Annotated in this window: 15 protein-coding genes; 3 read left to right on the top strand and 12 right to left on the bottom strand. The window is 72.9% G+C overall.

The annotated features are described in order from the left end of the window. The first annotated feature begins 248 nt into the window (after positions 1 to 248). Positions 249 to 2,123: an anthranilate synthase family protein gene (locus IO30_RS0131020; RefSeq protein WP_031148482.1), complete on the top strand. Its 1,875-nt coding sequence runs from the start codon at positions 249 to 251 to the stop codon at positions 2,121 to 2,123. A gap of 6 nt (positions 2,124 to 2,129) precedes the next feature. Here IO30_RS0131020 and IO30_RS0131025 read toward each other — a convergent pair whose 3' ends face one another. The 6 genes from IO30_RS0131025 to IO30_RS0131050 all read right to left on the bottom strand — a co-directional run bounded on the left by IO30_RS0131025 (position 2,130) and on the right by IO30_RS0131050 (position 7,369). Next, positions 2,130 to 2,417, bottom strand: coding sequence for a hypothetical protein (locus IO30_RS0131025; protein WP_031148483.1), 288 nt, complete (start codon positions 2,415 to 2,417; stop codon positions 2,130 to 2,132). A gap of 20 nt (positions 2,418 to 2,437) precedes the next feature. Continuing rightward, positions 2,438 to 3,436 (bottom strand): 2-hydroxyacid dehydrogenase, encoded by a 999-nt coding sequence (locus IO30_RS0131030; protein ID WP_031148484.1) that lies wholly within the window; start codon positions 3,434 to 3,436, stop codon positions 2,438 to 2,440. Positions 3,437 to 3,507: 71 nt separating this feature from the next. Continuing rightward, on the bottom strand, positions 3,508 to 4,536 hold the full coding sequence (locus IO30_RS0131035; RefSeq protein WP_031148485.1) for a 6-phosphofructokinase: 1,029 nt from the start codon (positions 4,534 to 4,536) through the stop codon (positions 3,508 to 3,510). Between the two features lie 146 nt (positions 4,537 to 4,682). Beyond that, the gene (locus IO30_RS0131040; RefSeq protein WP_051859730.1) at positions 4,683 to 5,381 is read right to left on the bottom strand and encodes a response regulator; all 699 of its coding nucleotides are present in this window, start codon (positions 5,379 to 5,381) and stop codon (positions 4,683 to 4,685) included. After that, positions 5,378 to 6,595: a MacS family sensor histidine kinase gene (gene macS / locus IO30_RS0131045; protein ID WP_031148487.1), complete on the bottom strand. Its 1,218-nt coding sequence runs from the start codon at positions 6,593 to 6,595 to the stop codon at positions 5,378 to 5,380. The genes IO30_RS0131040 and macS overlap by 4 nt, the downstream gene beginning before the upstream one ends. A gap of 33 nt (positions 6,596 to 6,628) precedes the next feature. Next, entirely contained in the window at positions 6,629 to 7,369 is a 741-nt protein-coding gene (locus IO30_RS0131050; protein ID WP_031148488.1) for a lysophospholipid acyltransferase family protein, read from the bottom strand. A gap of 167 nt (positions 7,370 to 7,536) precedes the next feature. On the opposite strand from IO30_RS0131050, the gene IO30_RS0131055 reads away from it, so the two are divergent. Together IO30_RS0131055 and IO30_RS0131060 are read left to right on the top strand one after the other, a co-directional pair. After that, entirely contained in the window at positions 7,537 to 8,316 is a 780-nt protein-coding gene (locus tag IO30_RS0131055; protein WP_031148489.1) for an alpha/beta hydrolase, read from the top strand. Next, positions 8,309 to 8,983, top strand: coding sequence for a hypothetical protein (locus IO30_RS0131060; RefSeq protein WP_031148491.1), 675 nt, complete (start codon positions 8,309 to 8,311; stop codon positions 8,981 to 8,983). The genes IO30_RS0131055 and IO30_RS0131060 overlap by 8 nt, the downstream gene beginning before the upstream one ends. 50 nt (positions 8,984 to 9,033) lie before the next feature. Here the strand turns inward: IO30_RS0131060 and IO30_RS0131065 are convergent, their stop codons facing one another. The 6 genes from IO30_RS0131065 to IO30_RS0131090 form a co-directional block, all read right to left on the bottom strand. After that, positions 9,034 to 9,819, bottom strand: a complete 786-nt coding sequence (locus IO30_RS0131065) for an endonuclease/exonuclease/phosphatase family protein (protein ID WP_051859731.1) — start codon at positions 9,817 to 9,819, stop codon at positions 9,034 to 9,036. Positions 9,820 to 9,891: 72 nt separating this feature from the next. Beyond that, complete coding sequence (locus tag IO30_RS0131070) at positions 9,892 to 10,833, bottom strand: ROK family glucokinase (protein ID WP_031148495.1); 942 nt, start codon at positions 10,831 to 10,833, stop codon at positions 9,892 to 9,894. A 61-nt stretch (positions 10,834 to 10,894) separates the two neighbouring features. Then, positions 10,895 to 11,362: a DUF5304 domain-containing protein gene (locus tag IO30_RS0131075; protein WP_031148497.1), complete on the bottom strand. Its 468-nt coding sequence runs from the start codon at positions 11,360 to 11,362 to the stop codon at positions 10,895 to 10,897. A gap of 75 nt (positions 11,363 to 11,437) precedes the next feature. Next, the gene (locus IO30_RS0131080; protein WP_031148499.1) at positions 11,438 to 12,649 is read right to left on the bottom strand and encodes an ArsA family ATPase; all 1,212 of its coding nucleotides are present in this window, start codon (positions 12,647 to 12,649) and stop codon (positions 11,438 to 11,440) included. 91 nt (positions 12,650 to 12,740) lie between these two features. Then, positions 12,741 to 13,184, bottom strand: a complete 444-nt coding sequence (locus IO30_RS0131085; protein ID WP_031148501.1) for an SRPBCC family protein — start codon at positions 13,182 to 13,184, stop codon at positions 12,741 to 12,743. 106 nt (positions 13,185 to 13,290) lie between these two features. Further along, on the bottom strand, positions 13,291 to 14,076 hold the full coding sequence (locus IO30_RS0131090; protein WP_031148503.1) for a metallophosphoesterase family protein: 786 nt from the start codon (positions 14,074 to 14,076) through the stop codon (positions 13,291 to 13,293). Between the last annotated feature and the right edge of the window lie 125 nt (positions 14,077 to 14,201).

The following is a 14,201-nucleotide window of genomic DNA, read 5'->3' on the forward strand; positions in this document are numbered from 1 at the left end:
GACCCCGCCGCTCGGAACCCCTGATTCCGGACATGCCCGGGGAGCGGATGCTTCGCCTCCGTCCGGGCCGTGGGCTAGGGTCCCTCCCATGTACGCGCACTTCGACAAGAACTGGTGGTGGCCCGCTCCCGGCGGCCCACTCCTCGCGCGTACCTGAAGACACGACCGACGCGAAGGCCGCCCCGAGGGGCGGCCTTCCGCGTTTTCCGGCGCGGGCCCGCCCCTCCCACCCGGAAGGACGCCGCCCCATGGACATCAGCCGACTGCTCGACGAGTCCTGCCCCCCGTTCGCCCTGATCCGCCGCCGGACCCCCGGCCGCGACCACGACACCGTCGAGGTGCTGCTGGGCGCGGTCCACGAGGCCGAGCGCCTCGCCGACCTGCCCGTCGGCCCGCTGCCCACCCTCGCCCTCGTCCCGTTCCGGCAGATCCGCGAGCGCGGCTTCGACGTCCGCGACGACGGCACGCCGCTGAGCGTGCTGGTCGCGGAGGAGGCCCACGAGCTCCCGCTCGGCGAGGTCCTCGCCGCGCTGCCCGCGCACGAGGTACGGGTGGAGGGCGGCGGCTTCGACGTCGACGACGAGCGGTACGCGGCCACCGTCGAGCGCGTCGTCCGGGACGAGATCGGGCGCGGGGAGGGCGCGAACTTCGTGATCCGGCGGACCTACGGCGGCCGGATCGACGGCTTCGGCCGCGCGGACGCCCTGGCCCTGTTCCGGCGGCTGCTGGAGGGCGAGCGGGGCGCGTACTGGACGTACGTCGTCCACACCGGGGAGCGCACGCTGGTCGGGGCCAGCCCCGAGGTGCACGTGCGGATGTCCGGGGGGACGGTCGTGATGAACCCGATCAGCGGCACCTACCGCTATCCCGCCGCGGGGCCGACGGCCGAGTCGCTGCTGGCCTTCCTCGGCGACCGCAAGGAGACCGAGGAACTGTCGATGGTCGTCGACGAGGAACTCAAGATGATGTGCACCGTCGGGGACCGGGGCGGGGTCGTCGTCGGACCGCGGCTCAAGGAGATGTCCCACCTCGCGCACACCGAGTACGAGCTGCGCGGCCGCTCCTCGCTGGACGTGCGGGAGGTGCTGCGCGAGACCATGTTCGCGGCGACGGTCACCGGCTCCCCGGTGCAGAACGCCTGCCGGGTGATCGAGCGCTACGAGGAGGGCGGCCGCGGCTACTACGCGGGCGCGCTGGCCCTGCTGGGCCTGGACGCGGCCGGGGCGCAGACCCTGGACTCCCCCATCCTGATCCGCACCGCCGACATCGACCGGGACGGGGCGCTGCGGGTCCCGGTCGGCGCCACCCTGGTGCGGCACTCCGATCCGGCGGGCGAGGTCGCGGAGACCCACGCGAAGGCGGCCGGGGTGCTGGCGGCCCTCGGCGTACGGCCGGCCGCGCCCCGGCCCGCCTTCGAGGGGCTCCGGCTGTCGGACGACCCGCGGGTGCGGGCCGCGCTGGCGGCCCGGCGGGCGGACCTGGCGCCCTTCTGGCTCCGGATGCAGGAGCAGCCCCCGGCCCCGGCGGGCCACGCCCTGGTGGTGGACGGCGAGGACACCTTCACGGCGATGCTGGCGCACGTGCTGCGGGTGGCCGGGCTGGAGGTGACCGTACGCCGCTACGACGACCCGGGGCTGCGGGCGGCGGCCCTGGCCTGGGAGGGCCCGGTGGTCCTGGGCCCCGGCCCGGGGAACCCGGCGGACGCGGGCGACCCGAAGATGCGGATGCTGCGCGCCCTGGCCGCGGACCTGCTGGCCGGACACCGCCACGGCCTGGTCGGGGTCTGCCTGGGCCACGAGCTGCTGGCGGCGGAGCTGGGCCTGCCGCTGGTCCGCAAGGCGGAGCCCGCGCAGGGCGCGCAGACCCGCATCGACCTGTTCGGCGCCGAGGAGGTCGTCGGCTTCTACAACACGTACACCGCGCGCTGCGACGCCGCTGCGGCCGGCCGGCTCGCGGCGGCCGGGGTGGAGGTGTCCCGGGACCCGGCCACGGGCGAGGTGCACGCCCTGCGGTCGGCCGCGGCGGGCTTCGCCGGGGTGCAGTTCCACCCGGAGTCGGTGCTCACCCTGCGGGGCGCGGAGCTGCTGCGCGAGCTGCTGGCGGGGGTGCGGGTCGCTGCGTAGTCCGTCTCAGACGGACTCGGGGGCCGGCCGGGAACGGGCGCGCAGCCACCGGACCAGCTGGGTCAGCAGCACCGGCCCCTGGACGGCCAGTCCGCACGCGGCGACGACGATCTGGCCTGCCGCGAGCCCTCCGAGCATGGTGGCGCAGGCCAGGCCGTCCACCAGGTTCAGCCGGGCGTCCGTGCGGCGGGTGCCGGTCTCCGCGCGGACGGTGCGCAGGGCCGAGTACGCGCCGAGGAGCTGGAGGGCGGCGAACGCGGCCAGGGCCCAGCGGACCCAGTCGGGTATGGTCACGCGCCCAATGTAGTGACCGGTCAGGACGGGTCGGGGACGAGGGTGTTCTCCGAGGTCCGCCCGGCCAGGTAGTCGGCCACGTTGGCGACGGTGGTGTCGATGATCTGGCCGACCGCGTCGCTCGTGTAGTACGCCTGGTGCGAGGTCACCACGACGTGCGGGAAGGTGACGAGGCGGGCCAGGGTGTCGTCCTCGACCGTCTCCAGGGACTTGTCCAGGAAGAAGACCCCGGCCTCCGCCTCGTACACGTCGAGCCCGACCCCGGCGAACCGGCCCGCCCGCAGCTCGGTGACCAGGGCGCCGGTGTCGATCAGCCCGCCGCGGCTGGAGTTCACCAGGATCGCGTCGTCCCGCATCAGCCGCAGCGCCGCCGAGTCCACGATGTGGTGCGTGGACTCCATCAGCGGTACGTGCAGGCTGACGAGGTCCGAGGAGGCGAACAGCTCCTCCTTGTCCACGTACTTCATGCCCAGTTCCAGGCACGCCGGGTTCTGCACCACGTCCCAGCCCAGCAGGTTCATCCCGAAGCCGTGGGCGATCCGGGTGAAGGCCTCGCCGATCTTGCCGGTGCCGAGCACGCCGACCGTACGGCCGTGCATGTCCCGGCCCATCAGCCCGTTCAGGCGGAAGTCGAAGTCCCGGGTCCGGATGGAGGCCCGGACGATGCGCCGGTTCACGGCCATCGCGAGGGTCCACGCGAACTCGGCCACCGAGTGGGGCGAGTAGTAGGAGACCCGGCCGACCGTCATGCCCAGCTGCCGGGCCACGTCCAGGTCGATGTTGTTGAAGCCGGTGGAGCGCTGGGCGATCATCTTCGTCCCGCCCGCGGACAGCGTGCGCAGCACCCGGGCGCCCAGGTCGGCGTTCACGCTGGAGGAGACGATCTCGTACCCGGCGGCGATGGGAGCGGTGTCCTCGCTGAGGAAGACGTCCAGGCAGCGGATCTCGTGCTGCCCCGCGAACGCCCGCTCCAGCAGCGGCTTCTCGTCGGCGGTCACGCCGAAGGCCAGGATCTCCACGCTTGCTCCCGTATGTCGGACCATGGGTCGTCGGTCACGATACGACCCATGGTCCGGCCGTGCCCGGCGGCTCAGCCGAAGAAGACCCCGACCTCCTTGTACAGCTCCGGGTCCACCGTCTTGAGCTTCGCCGTGGCGTCGGCGATCGGCACCCGGACGATGTCCGTCCCCTGGAGCGCGACCATCTTGCCGAAGTCGCCGTCGCGCACCGCGTCGATCGCGTGCAGTCCGAACCGGGTGGCCAGCCAGCGGTCGAAGGCGCTCGGGGTGCCGCCCCGCTGGATGTGCCCGAGGACCGTGGTCCGGGCCTCCTTGCCGGTGCGGCCCTCGATCTCCTTGGCCAGCCATTCGCCCACGCCGGACAGCCGGACGTGGCCGAAGGAGTCCTTCGTGGCGTCCTTGAGGACCATGTCCCCGTCCTTGGGCATCGCCCCTTCGGCGACGACCACGATCGGGGCGTAGCTGGCCTTGAACCGGGAGGTGACCCAGGCGCACACCTGGTCCACGTCGAAGCGCTGCTCCGGGATGAGGATGACGTTGGCGCCGCCCGCCAGCCCCGAGTGCAGGGCGATCCAGCCGGCGTGCCGGCCCATCACCTCGACGACCAGGACCCGCATGTGCGACTCGGCCGTGGTGTGGAGCCGGTCGATGGCCTCGGTCGCGATGCCGACGGCGGTGTCGAAACCGAAGGTGTAGTCGGTCGCGTTCAGGTCGTTGTCGATGGTCTTCGGCACGCCCACGCAGGGGATGCCGTACTCCTCGTACAGCTTGGCGGCCACCCCGAGGGTGTCCTCGCCGCCGATCGCGACGAGCGCGTCGACCTCGTACTTGGCGAGGTTCTCCTTGATGCGCCGCACCCCGTTCTCCGTCTTGAACGGATTGGTGCGCGAGGAGCCGAGGATGGTGCCGCCCCGGGGCAGGATGCCGCGGACGGCGGGGATGTCCAGCGGGACCGTGGCCCCTTCGACCAGGCCCCGCCAGCCGTCCTTGAACCCGATGAACCCGTAGTCGTACTCCTGCTCGCCCTTGCGGACGACAGCCCTGATCACCGCGTTGAGCCCGGGGCAGTCGCCGCCACCGGTCAGCACTCCGACCTTCATCTCAATCTCCCTTCGCCATGACGGTCACGCTAGTGGTGACCCAGGTCACAGCAAGGGGCCTGAGGGGTGCAATTCCGGTGGAATTACGGGGCGTTGCGTACGCTCGTTCACTCGTATGAGGACGTAAGTACGACGTACGACCGCGCCTACGCGTCGTCGAGGCCCCGTTCTATCGCATAGCGGACGAGCTCCACCCGGTTGTGCAACTGGAGCTTGCCCAGGGTGTTCTGGACGTGGTTCTGCACCGTCCGGTGGGAGATCACGAGCCGCTCCGCGATCTGCTTGTACGAGAGCCCCTTGGCCACCAGCCGCAGCACCTCGGTCTCGCGGTCCGTCAGCTGCGGCGCCTTCGGCTCGTCGGAGGCGGCCGGCGCCGGGTCGGTGGCCAGGCGGCGGTACTCACCGAGCACCAGACCGGCCAGGCCCGGGGTGAAGACCGGGTCCCCGGCGGCCGTGCGGCGGACCGCGTCGATGAGCTCCTGCGCGCCGGCGGACTTCAGCAGGTAGCCGGTCGCACCGGACTTCACCGCCTCCAGGACGTCCGCGTGCTCCCCGCTGGCCGACAGGACGAGGACCCTCAGCGCCGGGTGGGCGCCGACCAGTTCCTTGCAGACCTGGACCCCGGGCATGCCGGGCAGGTTGAGGTCCAGGACCAGGACGTGGGGGGAGGCCGCCGGGGCCCGGCGCACCGCCTCGGGACCGTCCCCGGCCGTGGCGACCACGTCGAAGCCCGCCGCGGCCAGGTCGCGGGCGACCGCGTCCCGCCACATCGGGTGGTCGTCGACCACCATGACCTTGATCTCGTGCAGCGCGTCCGTCTGGTTCAACTCGGTCCGTCCACTCATCGCTTGTCCGTCCTCGCCCTGGGTACTTTCAGTTCCACTTCGGTGCCCTGCCCGGGGACGGACAGCAGCTCGGCGCTGCCGCCCAGATCGCGCAGCCGGCCGCGGATGGACAGGGCCACCCCCATCCGGCCCTCGCCCTCCGCCTGGTCGAGCCGGCCGGCGGGGATGCCCGGGCCGTCGTCGCGGACGGTCACGATCACCTCGTCGCCCCAGTCCTCGACCAGGATCCAGGCCCTGGCCCCCTCCCCCGCGTGCTTGCGCACGTTGTCGAGGGCGGCGCCGACCGCCGCGGCCAGCTCCCGTGCCGCGGGCACCGGCAGCGGCACCGGGGTGCCCGGTTCGGCGAAGCTGATCCTGGACCCGGCGTGCGGGGCGAGCAGCGTCCGCAGGTCCAGCTCGCCCTCGTCGGCGCCGGGTTCCTCCACCTCGTACGCGTCCACGAGCGCGCCCTGCGACCCGTCGCGGGAGATCCGGGAGGGCTGCACCAGCCCGCTGGAGACCAGGGTGCGCAGCGCGACCTCCTGCTCCCCCGCCATCCGGCCCAGCTCGGCGGCCTCGCCGCCCAGGTCCGTACCGCGCCGCTGGACCATGGCGAGGACCTGGAGGACCCCGTCGTGGATGTCGCGGGCCAGGCGCTCCCGTTCGCGGGTGGCCGCCTCGATCTCCAGGGCGCGGGCGAGGGTCGCCTCACTGGCCCGGGCGACCTCGACGACGTAGCCGATGGCGACGGAGGCGACCCAGACCAGCAGGACGTTGTGCAGGGTGTCCCGGGTGGGTTCGCCGCCGTGGATGACGATGTTGGCGACCGCCACGAAGGTGGAGGCGAAGCAGGCCCAGCGCCAGCCGCCCTTGATCGCGAAGGCGAGGACGGCGCCGGCGCTCCAGATGGAGGGCAGGGTGGGACCGCCCCCGGTGATCCGCTCGGTGGTGTCGGCGACCGGGGTGAGCAGGATCCCGACGAGGGCCACGGTCAGGTCCGCGCCGAGGAAGCGCCTGGTGCAGCTGGCGGCGCCGGCCACCTTCGGGAAGGTGGCCAGCGTCCAGACGACGAGGACGGCGAGGTAGCCGGCCGCGATCCCGGGCCGGTCGAACTCCTTGTACGCGGAGAGGAACAGCAGGACCGCGTAGACCATGGTGAGCAGCCGGTAGAACGTCAGGGCCCGCCACAGCGGCTGCTCCACCGACATCCGTACGACGCGCTCGCGCTTCGCCATCTCCCCCACCCCCCGCGGGCGGTACCGCCCGCGCTACTTTGCGCTGTCGTCCGCCCGGTCGGCCTTCGCGGCCTTCTCTGCCTTCTCGTTCTTCGCCGCCTTCTCGGCATCGGCGATCTGGCGCTTGGCGGCCGTCGCGTAGATGTCGACGTACTCCTGGCCGGACAGCTTCATGATCTCGTACATGACCTCGTCGGTCACCGAGCGGAGGATGAAGCGGTCGCCGTCCATGCCCTGGTAGCGGCTGAAGTCCAGCGGCTTGCCGATCCGGATGCCCGGACGCATCAGCTTGGGGACCACCTTGCCGGGCGGCTGGATCTTCTCCGTGTCGATCATCGCCACGGGGATCACGGGCGCGCCGGTGGCCAGCGCCACCCGGGCCAGGCCGCCGGGCTTGCCCCGGTAGAGGCGACCGTCGGGTGAACGCGTCCCCTCGGGGTAAATACCGAACAGCTCCCCGCGTTCGATGACCTCGATGCCGCTCTTGATCGCGGCCTCGCCGGCCCCGCGCGCACCGGAGCGGTCCACCGGGAGCTGGCCGACGCCCTTGAAGAAGGCGGCCGTCAGCTTGCCCTTCACGCCCGGGGAGGTGAAGTACTCCGCTTTCGCGATGAACGTGACCTTCCGGTCGAGCACCGCGGGCAGGAAGAAGGAGTCGGAGAAGGAAAGGTGGTTGCTCGCGAGGATCGCCGGCCCCTCCGCGGGAATGTTCTCGAGGCCCTCCACCCACGGCCTGAAGGCGAGCTTCAGGGAACCGCCGATGGAGAACTTCATTGCGCCGTAGATCAACTCGTAAGCCTTCCTGTGTCTGTCGAAAAAGACCTTAACCCGTGGCTCCCCGTGCAGCGGCCCGACGACCCTGGTCGGTGCCATCCCGGTCGCGTACGGTGAAGTCACACAGAGCAACGCACCCACCAACCCTCATGACCAAGGAGATCCTGGTGCCCGTCCTCCCTGGAGCCGAGCCGTTCCGCCACGAGGGCGGAGAGGTCGGCGTCCTCCTCTGCCACGGCTTCACCGGTTCCCCGCAGTCGATGCGTCCCTGGGCCGAGTACCTGGCCGAGCGGGGACTGACGGTGTCGCTGCCCCTGCTGCCCGGGCACGGGACGCGCTGGCAGGACATGCAGCTCACGGGCTGGCAGGACTGGTACGCCGAGGTGGACCGCGCGCTGCGGGAGCTGCTCGACCGGTGTGAGCAGGTGTTCGTCTTCGGACTGTCCATGGGCGGCGCGCTGTCCCTGCGGCTGGCGGCCAAGCACGGGGACGCGATCAGCGGCCTGGTCCTCGTCAACCCGGCCAACAAGGTGCACGACCCGCTGGCCGTCGCCCTTCCGGTGGTCAAGCACTTCGTCCGGTCCACCCCGGGCATCGCCAGCGACATCGCGAAGCCGGGGTCGGAGGAGGTCGGGTACGACCGCGTCCCCACCCGGGCCGCGCACTCGCTGCGCAAGTTCTTCCAGCTGGTGGACGCCGAGCTGCCGCAGGTCACGCAGCCGGTGCTGCTGCTGCACAGCCCCCAGGACCACGTCGTGCCGCCCGTCGACTCGGCGCGGATCCTCGCCCGGGTCTCCTCGACGGACGTCACCGAGACCCTGTTGGAACAGAGCTACCACGTCGCGACGTTGGACCATGACGCGGAGCGGATCTTCGCGGACAGCTATGCGTTCGTCGGCCGACTGGCGGAGAGCGTGGGCAGGGAGGGGGCGCAGGCCGGTGGCTGAGCACGAGGAACAGTCGGGCGGGGTGCCGCCGCTCGACGAGGAAGCCGCTTGGGCGGCGATCGTCGCCGGGTACGGACAGGAACCGCCGGACCCGCCCGGGGCGCGGCCGTTCAGGCCGATCGAGAACCTTCTGCTGCCGGAGGAAGACGTCAAGCCGTTGCCCGCGGAGCCGAAGGACGATGCGAAGGACGGCCGGCCGAAGGCGGAGCCGAAGCCGGAGTCCGAGGAGGAGCCGGAGTCCGCGCAGAAGCCGGGCAAGGACGCGGGAGCGGGGCCGGAGGCGGCCTCCGGACCGGGTCCGGAGTCCGTGCCTCCGGTGGCGCTGGGCAGCTCGGTGGTCTTCGCGCCGGGGGTCGGCGGCGCCGGTCCCCGGGACCACTCCCTCGCGGAGCCGAAGGAAGACGACCTGACTCCGGACGAGGAGGGTCACTTCATCCCGCCGGAGCCCGAGCTCCCGCCCGCGGACGTGACGGCCAAGTTCGCATGGCTGGCCGTGGTCGGCGGGCCGGTGCTGCTGCTGGTGGCGGTGCTCCTCCAGTGGGACATGACCTGGTGGCTCACGACGCTGGGCATCGGCGGCTTCCTCGGCGGCTTCGCGACGCTGGTGGGCCGCATGGAGCACGACGACGAGGACGACGACGACCCGGGCCGCGGCGCGGTCGTCTGATCCACGGGCCCCGGGGGCCGGACCGCCCCCGGGACGGGTCGGCCCCGGGGCTACCGCGTGGCCGGGAGGCGGAGGGTCGCCAGGACCGGCAGGTGGTCCGTGGCCGCCCGCAGGTCCGCGGCCGTGACCCCCGGCAGTCCCGCCGGGACCCCGCAGGCCAGCACCTCCACGCCCGCGCTCGCGAACACCGCGTCGATGCGCCGGTCGGCCGCCCCCACGGGGAAGGTCGGCCCGCCGCCCCACGGGGCCGCCTCCCGGCAGTCCTGGAGCTCCGCGGCCAGCAGGGCGAAGGCCGGGCCGTCCGGGCCCTCGTTCAGATCGCCCGCCGCCACCGCGTACGGGACCTCCAGCGCGGCCAGGCGCTCCAGCAGCATCCCGGCCTGGGCCCGGCGCTCCGCGCGCTGGAGCGACAGGTGGGCGCTGACCACACCGACGCGGACCGCCCCGAAACGGACCACCGCGGTCGCGAAGCCCCGCCGGTGCAGCCCCGGGGTCAACGGCAGCAGGACGTCCTCGGTCCGCTCCACGGAGGCCCGCAGCGAGCACAGCAGCAGCGGCCCGGCCGCCGTCGCACCCCCGCCGAGCACCACCAGCCCGCTCTTCTTGGCGAGCCGCGCCGCGTGCTTGCGCCACCGGAAGAACCGGGGCGCCTCCTGTACGCACACCAGGTCCGGCGCGCAGGCCCGGATCACCCGGGCCAGGGCGTCCTCGTCGTCGTGCAGCGAGCGGATGTTGTAGCTGAGCACGCGGATCACGGCGGAGCCGTCCGGTTCCGTCCGGGACGTCGGCGGCACAGGCAACTGCGAGGGCAACTGCGAAGGCAACAGCGGGTCCATGCCCGCAACATACGCAGCTGCCCGCCGCTCCCCAAGGGGCCGCGGCGGGCAGCTGACGAGCAAGAGGCGGGGTCAGCCCTGACGGGCCAGGTCCGCCGCGCCCACGAGCCCGGCCTTGCCGCCGAGCTGGGCGGCGAGCACCTGCGCGTGCGGACGCCAGGCGCCGCCGATCAGCCAGCGCTTGAACGACTTGCGGATCGGGTCCAGGACGAGGTCGCCCTCGTCGGAGACACCGCCGCCGACGATGAACGCCGACGGGTCGAAGAGCGAGGCCAGGTCGGCCAGGCCCGCGCCGGCCCAGCGGGCCAGCTCGCGGAAGGAGTCGACGGCCACCAGGTCGCCCTGCCGGGCGGCCTGGCTGATGTGCTTGCCCTCGATGCCCTCGGGGGTGCCGTCGCCGAGGGACAGCAGGATCTGCGCGTTCTCCGGGGTGGCATTGGCGCGCTGCTTCGCGTACCGGACGAGCGCCCGGCCGGAGGCGTACTGCTCCCAGCAGCCCTGGCTCCCGCAGCCGCACAGCAGGCCGTCGGGGACGACCCGGATGTGGCCGAACTCGGCGGCGACACCGAAGCGGCCGCGGCGCAGCTTGTTGCCGATGATGATGCCGCCGCCCAGGCCGGTGCCGAGGGTGATGCAGATGACGTCCTCGTGGCCCTGGCCGGCGCCGAAGCGGTACTCGCCCCAGGCCGCGCAGTTCGCGTCGTTCTCGACGACGACCGGCAGGCCGATGCGCTGCTCGACCTTGTCCTTGAGCGGCTCGTGGCGCCAGTTGATGTTCGGCGCGAAGAGTACGGTCGCGCGCTTGTCGTCCACGTATCCGGCGGCGCCGATGCCGACGGCGTCGATGGTGTGGTTGCTGCTGACTTCGGAGACGGCGGCGCAGATCGCGTCCGTCACTCCGTCCGCGGTCGGCGGGGTGGGCACCTTGTACGTCTCAAGGATGGTGCCCTCTTCGTCGACCACGCCGGCCGCGATCTTCGTGCCGCCGATGTCGACGCCGATGGTGAGTCCCATTAGTCCCTCGGTTTCCGGTCAAACCCCGCCACGGCCAACGGTACCCGAGGGGGACGGGGGTTCAGTCGAGATCGATCCGCTCGGCCGGGCCGTCGTCCGGGCCCTCGTCGCGGGGGTCGCGCTCCGGGGGCTGCCGGTCCGGGCGGCGCTGCGCGGGCGGGGTGTCGCTCGTCCAGCGGCGCTCGTGGCCCTCGACGGCCGAACGGTAGGCGGCGAGCAGCTCGGAGCCGGCGGCCGCGAGGTGGTCGAAGACCTCGGGGTTGCGTTCGACGACGGGCTTGGCCGCGGTCTTCGCCTGGTTGACGAACTGCCGTACCGCGCCCTGGGCGGCGGCGCCCATGAGCGGGTTGTTCAGCCCGGCGACCTTGTCGGCGACGGCTTCGAACAGCTTGAACAGTTCCTCGGCGGCGGTCCCGGTGGGCCGCTCACCGCCCTGTCCGCGCAGGCGCTCCTTCTCGGCGGCGAGGTCCTCGGCGCAGGCCCTGGCCCAGGCGTCGTCGTCGGTGGGTCGGTCGGTGGCCTCGCTCATGGCGGACTCTCCTGCGGCGGGTGCGGAGCGTGCGTACGGACTACCTTCGACGGTACCCGAACGGCGGTACGGCGTTCATGACGTACGGGGCCACAGGCCCGGGTCCGGGGTGAAGCGGATCCGGAGCACGCCGTCGGCCAGGGCGGCCCCGGAGACCGTGCAGCGACGCAGCGCCGAGGGCAGCAAAACGATCCTGCGGTACGGGCCCGCCGTCAGCAGCAGCTCGTCGCCTCGGCGGATCAGGTCGAGGTCGCTCTTGCGGGCGTGCGGCAGGCTGACGGCCCAGACGAGCACGCCGTCCTCGTCGAGCCGGTCCTCGACGGGCCAGCGGCGGTGGCTGCCGGGGCGGCCCGGGGTGAGGGAGCCGCCCGCGGCGAGGCCGGTCAGCTCGGCCAGGTCGGCGGGGCCCTGCGGGTCGCGCCCGAGGTGCGGGAGCTCCAGGGCGGTGAGGTCCTGGCCCCAGTCCTTCAGGAAGGCGAGCTGCTGGGCGCCGACCGAGATCACCCAGGGGTCGGTGCGGTCCTGCGGCACGAGCCGGTTGGCGACCAGGTCCGCGATGCCCAGCTCGTGCAGGGCCAGCCCGGTCACCCCGGCGCGCAGGGCGGCGTGGGCGGCCGGTCCGGGCTCGGCGACCAGCCGGACCCGGGTGGTGCCGGCCTCGATGACGGCCTGGACCGCGGCGAGCTCCTCGTCCCAGCGGGCGGCGGCCTCGTAGAGCCACTGCGCGGGCATGGGCACCCCGGCCAGCTGCGCCAGTACGGGCCTCAGGGCGCGGGCGGCCTGCCGTTCGGCGGGCAGCAGCCGGGCGAGGTAGCGGCGCAGCTGGGCGGGCAGGGCGAGGGTGGCGACGGCCTGGTGGAGCGGGGGCATGTCGACGACGACCAGGTCGGTGCCGGGCGCGGTGGCGGCCCGCCGCAGGGCGCGCAGCAGGGCGAACTGCTCGGCGCCGGGCAGTTCGGTGAGCTCCTCGGCCCCCAGCGGCCGGGCCCCGAGCATCCCGAGGAGGGCGGAGCCGCGCTCCTGGAGGGCGGCGAACTCCTCGCGGAACCCTTCGCCGGGGTCGATCCGGGCCACCCGGAAGCCACCGGCCACCTCTGCGGCCCGCAGTCCGGGCGCGGCCTCGGCGGACTCCCCCACCGGCTCGCCGACGAGGGCGGCCAGCGGATCGCCGGGGTCGCCGGACAGCAGCAGCACCCGCTGCCCGTCCCGTGCGGCGGCGAGGGCGGTGGCCGCGGCCACGGTGGTCCGCCCGGCCCCGCCGGGGCCGGTGATCAGCAGGGTCTGCATGGGGTGCGCGTGCTCCGGATCGGGACTCGGGATCGGGACCGGTACCAGGACCGGCACCGGGGCGGCAGCCCGGTCCGGGCCGGGACCGGGATCAGACGGTCGATTCCACGCGCTTCTTCAGGCCCGCCAGGGCGCGGTCGATGATGACCTTCTCGGCCTTGCGCTTGATCATGCCGAGCATGGGGATCTTGACGTCCACGGTCAGCTGGTAGGTGACCTCGGTGCGCTTGCCGCCGTCGAGCGGGGCGAGGCGGTACGAGCCGTCGAGCTGGCGCAGCATCTGCGACTTGTCCAGGGTCCAGCTGACCTCGTCCGCGCCCTTCCAGCTGTAGGCGAGGGTGTGGTCGTCCTTGATCGCGCCCGCGTCGAGCAGCAGCCGGACCTTCTCGGCGCGGCCCTCGGCGTCGGTGGCCAGCACCTCGGCCTCCTTCACCTCGCCGGTCCACTCGGGGTAGCGGGCGAAGTCGGCGATCACTGCCATCACAGCGGCCGGCGCGGCCTCGATCGTGATGCTTGAGCTGGTGTGTTCCGCCATCGCGGTCGCTCCTCCGGGCCGGGGGTACCTCCCAGCGGCAGCTGGGGGAATTCGGGGAAGTGTGCGGCCAAGGACCGCCGCGTGAAGGCTACCGCGCGTGCAGTGGTCACCACTCCAGGGCCCAGGGCCTTCCGGTCGCCGCGAAGTGCCCGACGTTCACGCACTCCGTGCCCGCGATCCGCATCCGCTGCGCGAGCGGCTGGTGCACGTGCCCGAAGAGCGCGTAGCGGGGGCGGGTGCGGTGGATGGCCGCCAGCAGGGCCTCGCTGCCCCGTTCGAAACGGCGGGCGACGGTGTCGTAGCAGAGCTCCGGGACCTCCGGCGGGATGTGCGAGCAGAGCACGTCCACCTCGCCGAGGGCCTCGACCTTGGCGGCGTACTCCTCGACGTCCACCTCGTAGGGGGTGCGCGTCGGCGAGGGCAGTCCGCCGCCGACGAAGCCGAAGACGAGGCCGCCGATCTCGGCCCGCTGCCCGTCGAGGACGGAGATGCCGGGGCGTGAGGCGTATTCCGGCCACAGCTTCGGGATGTCGACATTGCCGTAGGTGGCGTACGTAGGAGTGGGGAAGGCGGCAAACATCTCGGCGTACTGGCGGCGCACCGCGCCCTCGATCAGCTGCTCCCGGTCCAGCCCGGCCCACAGCTCCCGCCCGAAGGTGCGGGCCTCCTCGAAGCGGCGCTCGGTGCGCAGCTCGACGATCCGGTCGGCGTTCTCGACGCCGAACAGGTCGGGGAAGATCCCGCGCGAATGGTCGGCGTAGTCCAGGAAGAGCACCAGGTCACCGAGGCAGATGAGGGCGTCGGCGCCCTCCCCGGCGCGTGCGAGCGCCTCGGTGTTGCCGTGGACGTCGCTGACGACGTGAACTCGCGTGCGCCTCTTCCTGCCACCCATGACGACACCCTAGGGGCGCCTGGGCCCGGCGGGTAGGGCGGGTCCCCGTACCGTCCGGACCTGCGGTTACTTCCGAGTCCCGGAACGGGTCGACTAGTCTCGGCACGATAGTGCCGCGTCATGTG

The sequence above is a fragment of the Streptomyces xanthophaeus genome, assembly GCF_000725805.1.
Classification (GTDB): domain Bacteria; phylum Actinomycetota; class Actinomycetes; order Streptomycetales; family Streptomycetaceae; genus Streptomyces; species Streptomyces xanthophaeus.

Coding starts and splice junctions, on each gene's coding strand:
- IO30_RS0131040 (WP_051859730.1), bottom strand. CDS start 5,381: ATGAGTGGACGGACCGAGTTGAACCAGACGGACGCGCTGCACGAGATC.
- IO30_RS0131020 (WP_031148482.1), top strand. CDS start 249: ATGGACATCAGCCGACTGCTCGACGAGTCCTGCCCCCCGTTCGCCCTG.
- IO30_RS0131080 (WP_031148499.1), bottom strand. CDS start 12,649: ATGCAGACCCTGCTGATCACCGGCCCCGGCGGGGCCGGGCGGACCACC.
- IO30_RS0131090 (WP_031148503.1), bottom strand. CDS start 14,076: ATGGGTGGCAGGAAGAGGCGCACGCGAGTTCACGTCGTCAGCGACGTC.
- IO30_RS0131035 (WP_031148485.1), bottom strand. CDS start 4,536: ATGAAGGTCGGAGTGCTGACCGGTGGCGGCGACTGCCCCGGGCTCAAC.
- IO30_RS0131085 (WP_031148501.1), bottom strand. CDS start 13,184: ATGGCGGAACACACCAGCTCAAGCATCACGATCGAGGCCGCGCCGGCC.
- IO30_RS0131075 (WP_031148497.1), bottom strand. CDS start 11,362: ATGAGCGAGGCCACCGACCGACCCACCGACGACGACGCCTGGGCCAGG.
- macS (WP_031148487.1), bottom strand. CDS start 6,595: ATGGCGAAGCGCGAGCGCGTCGTACGGATGTCGGTGGAGCAGCCGCTG.
- IO30_RS0131070 (WP_031148495.1), bottom strand. CDS start 10,833: ATGGGACTCACCATCGGCGTCGACATCGGCGGCACGAAGATCGCGGCC.
- IO30_RS0131050 (WP_031148488.1), bottom strand. CDS start 7,369: ATGAAGTTCTCCATCGGCGGTTCCCTGAAGCTCGCCTTCAGGCCGTGG.
- IO30_RS0131065 (WP_051859731.1), bottom strand. CDS start 9,819: ATGGACCCGCTGTTGCCTTCGCAGTTGCCCTCGCAGTTGCCTGTGCCG.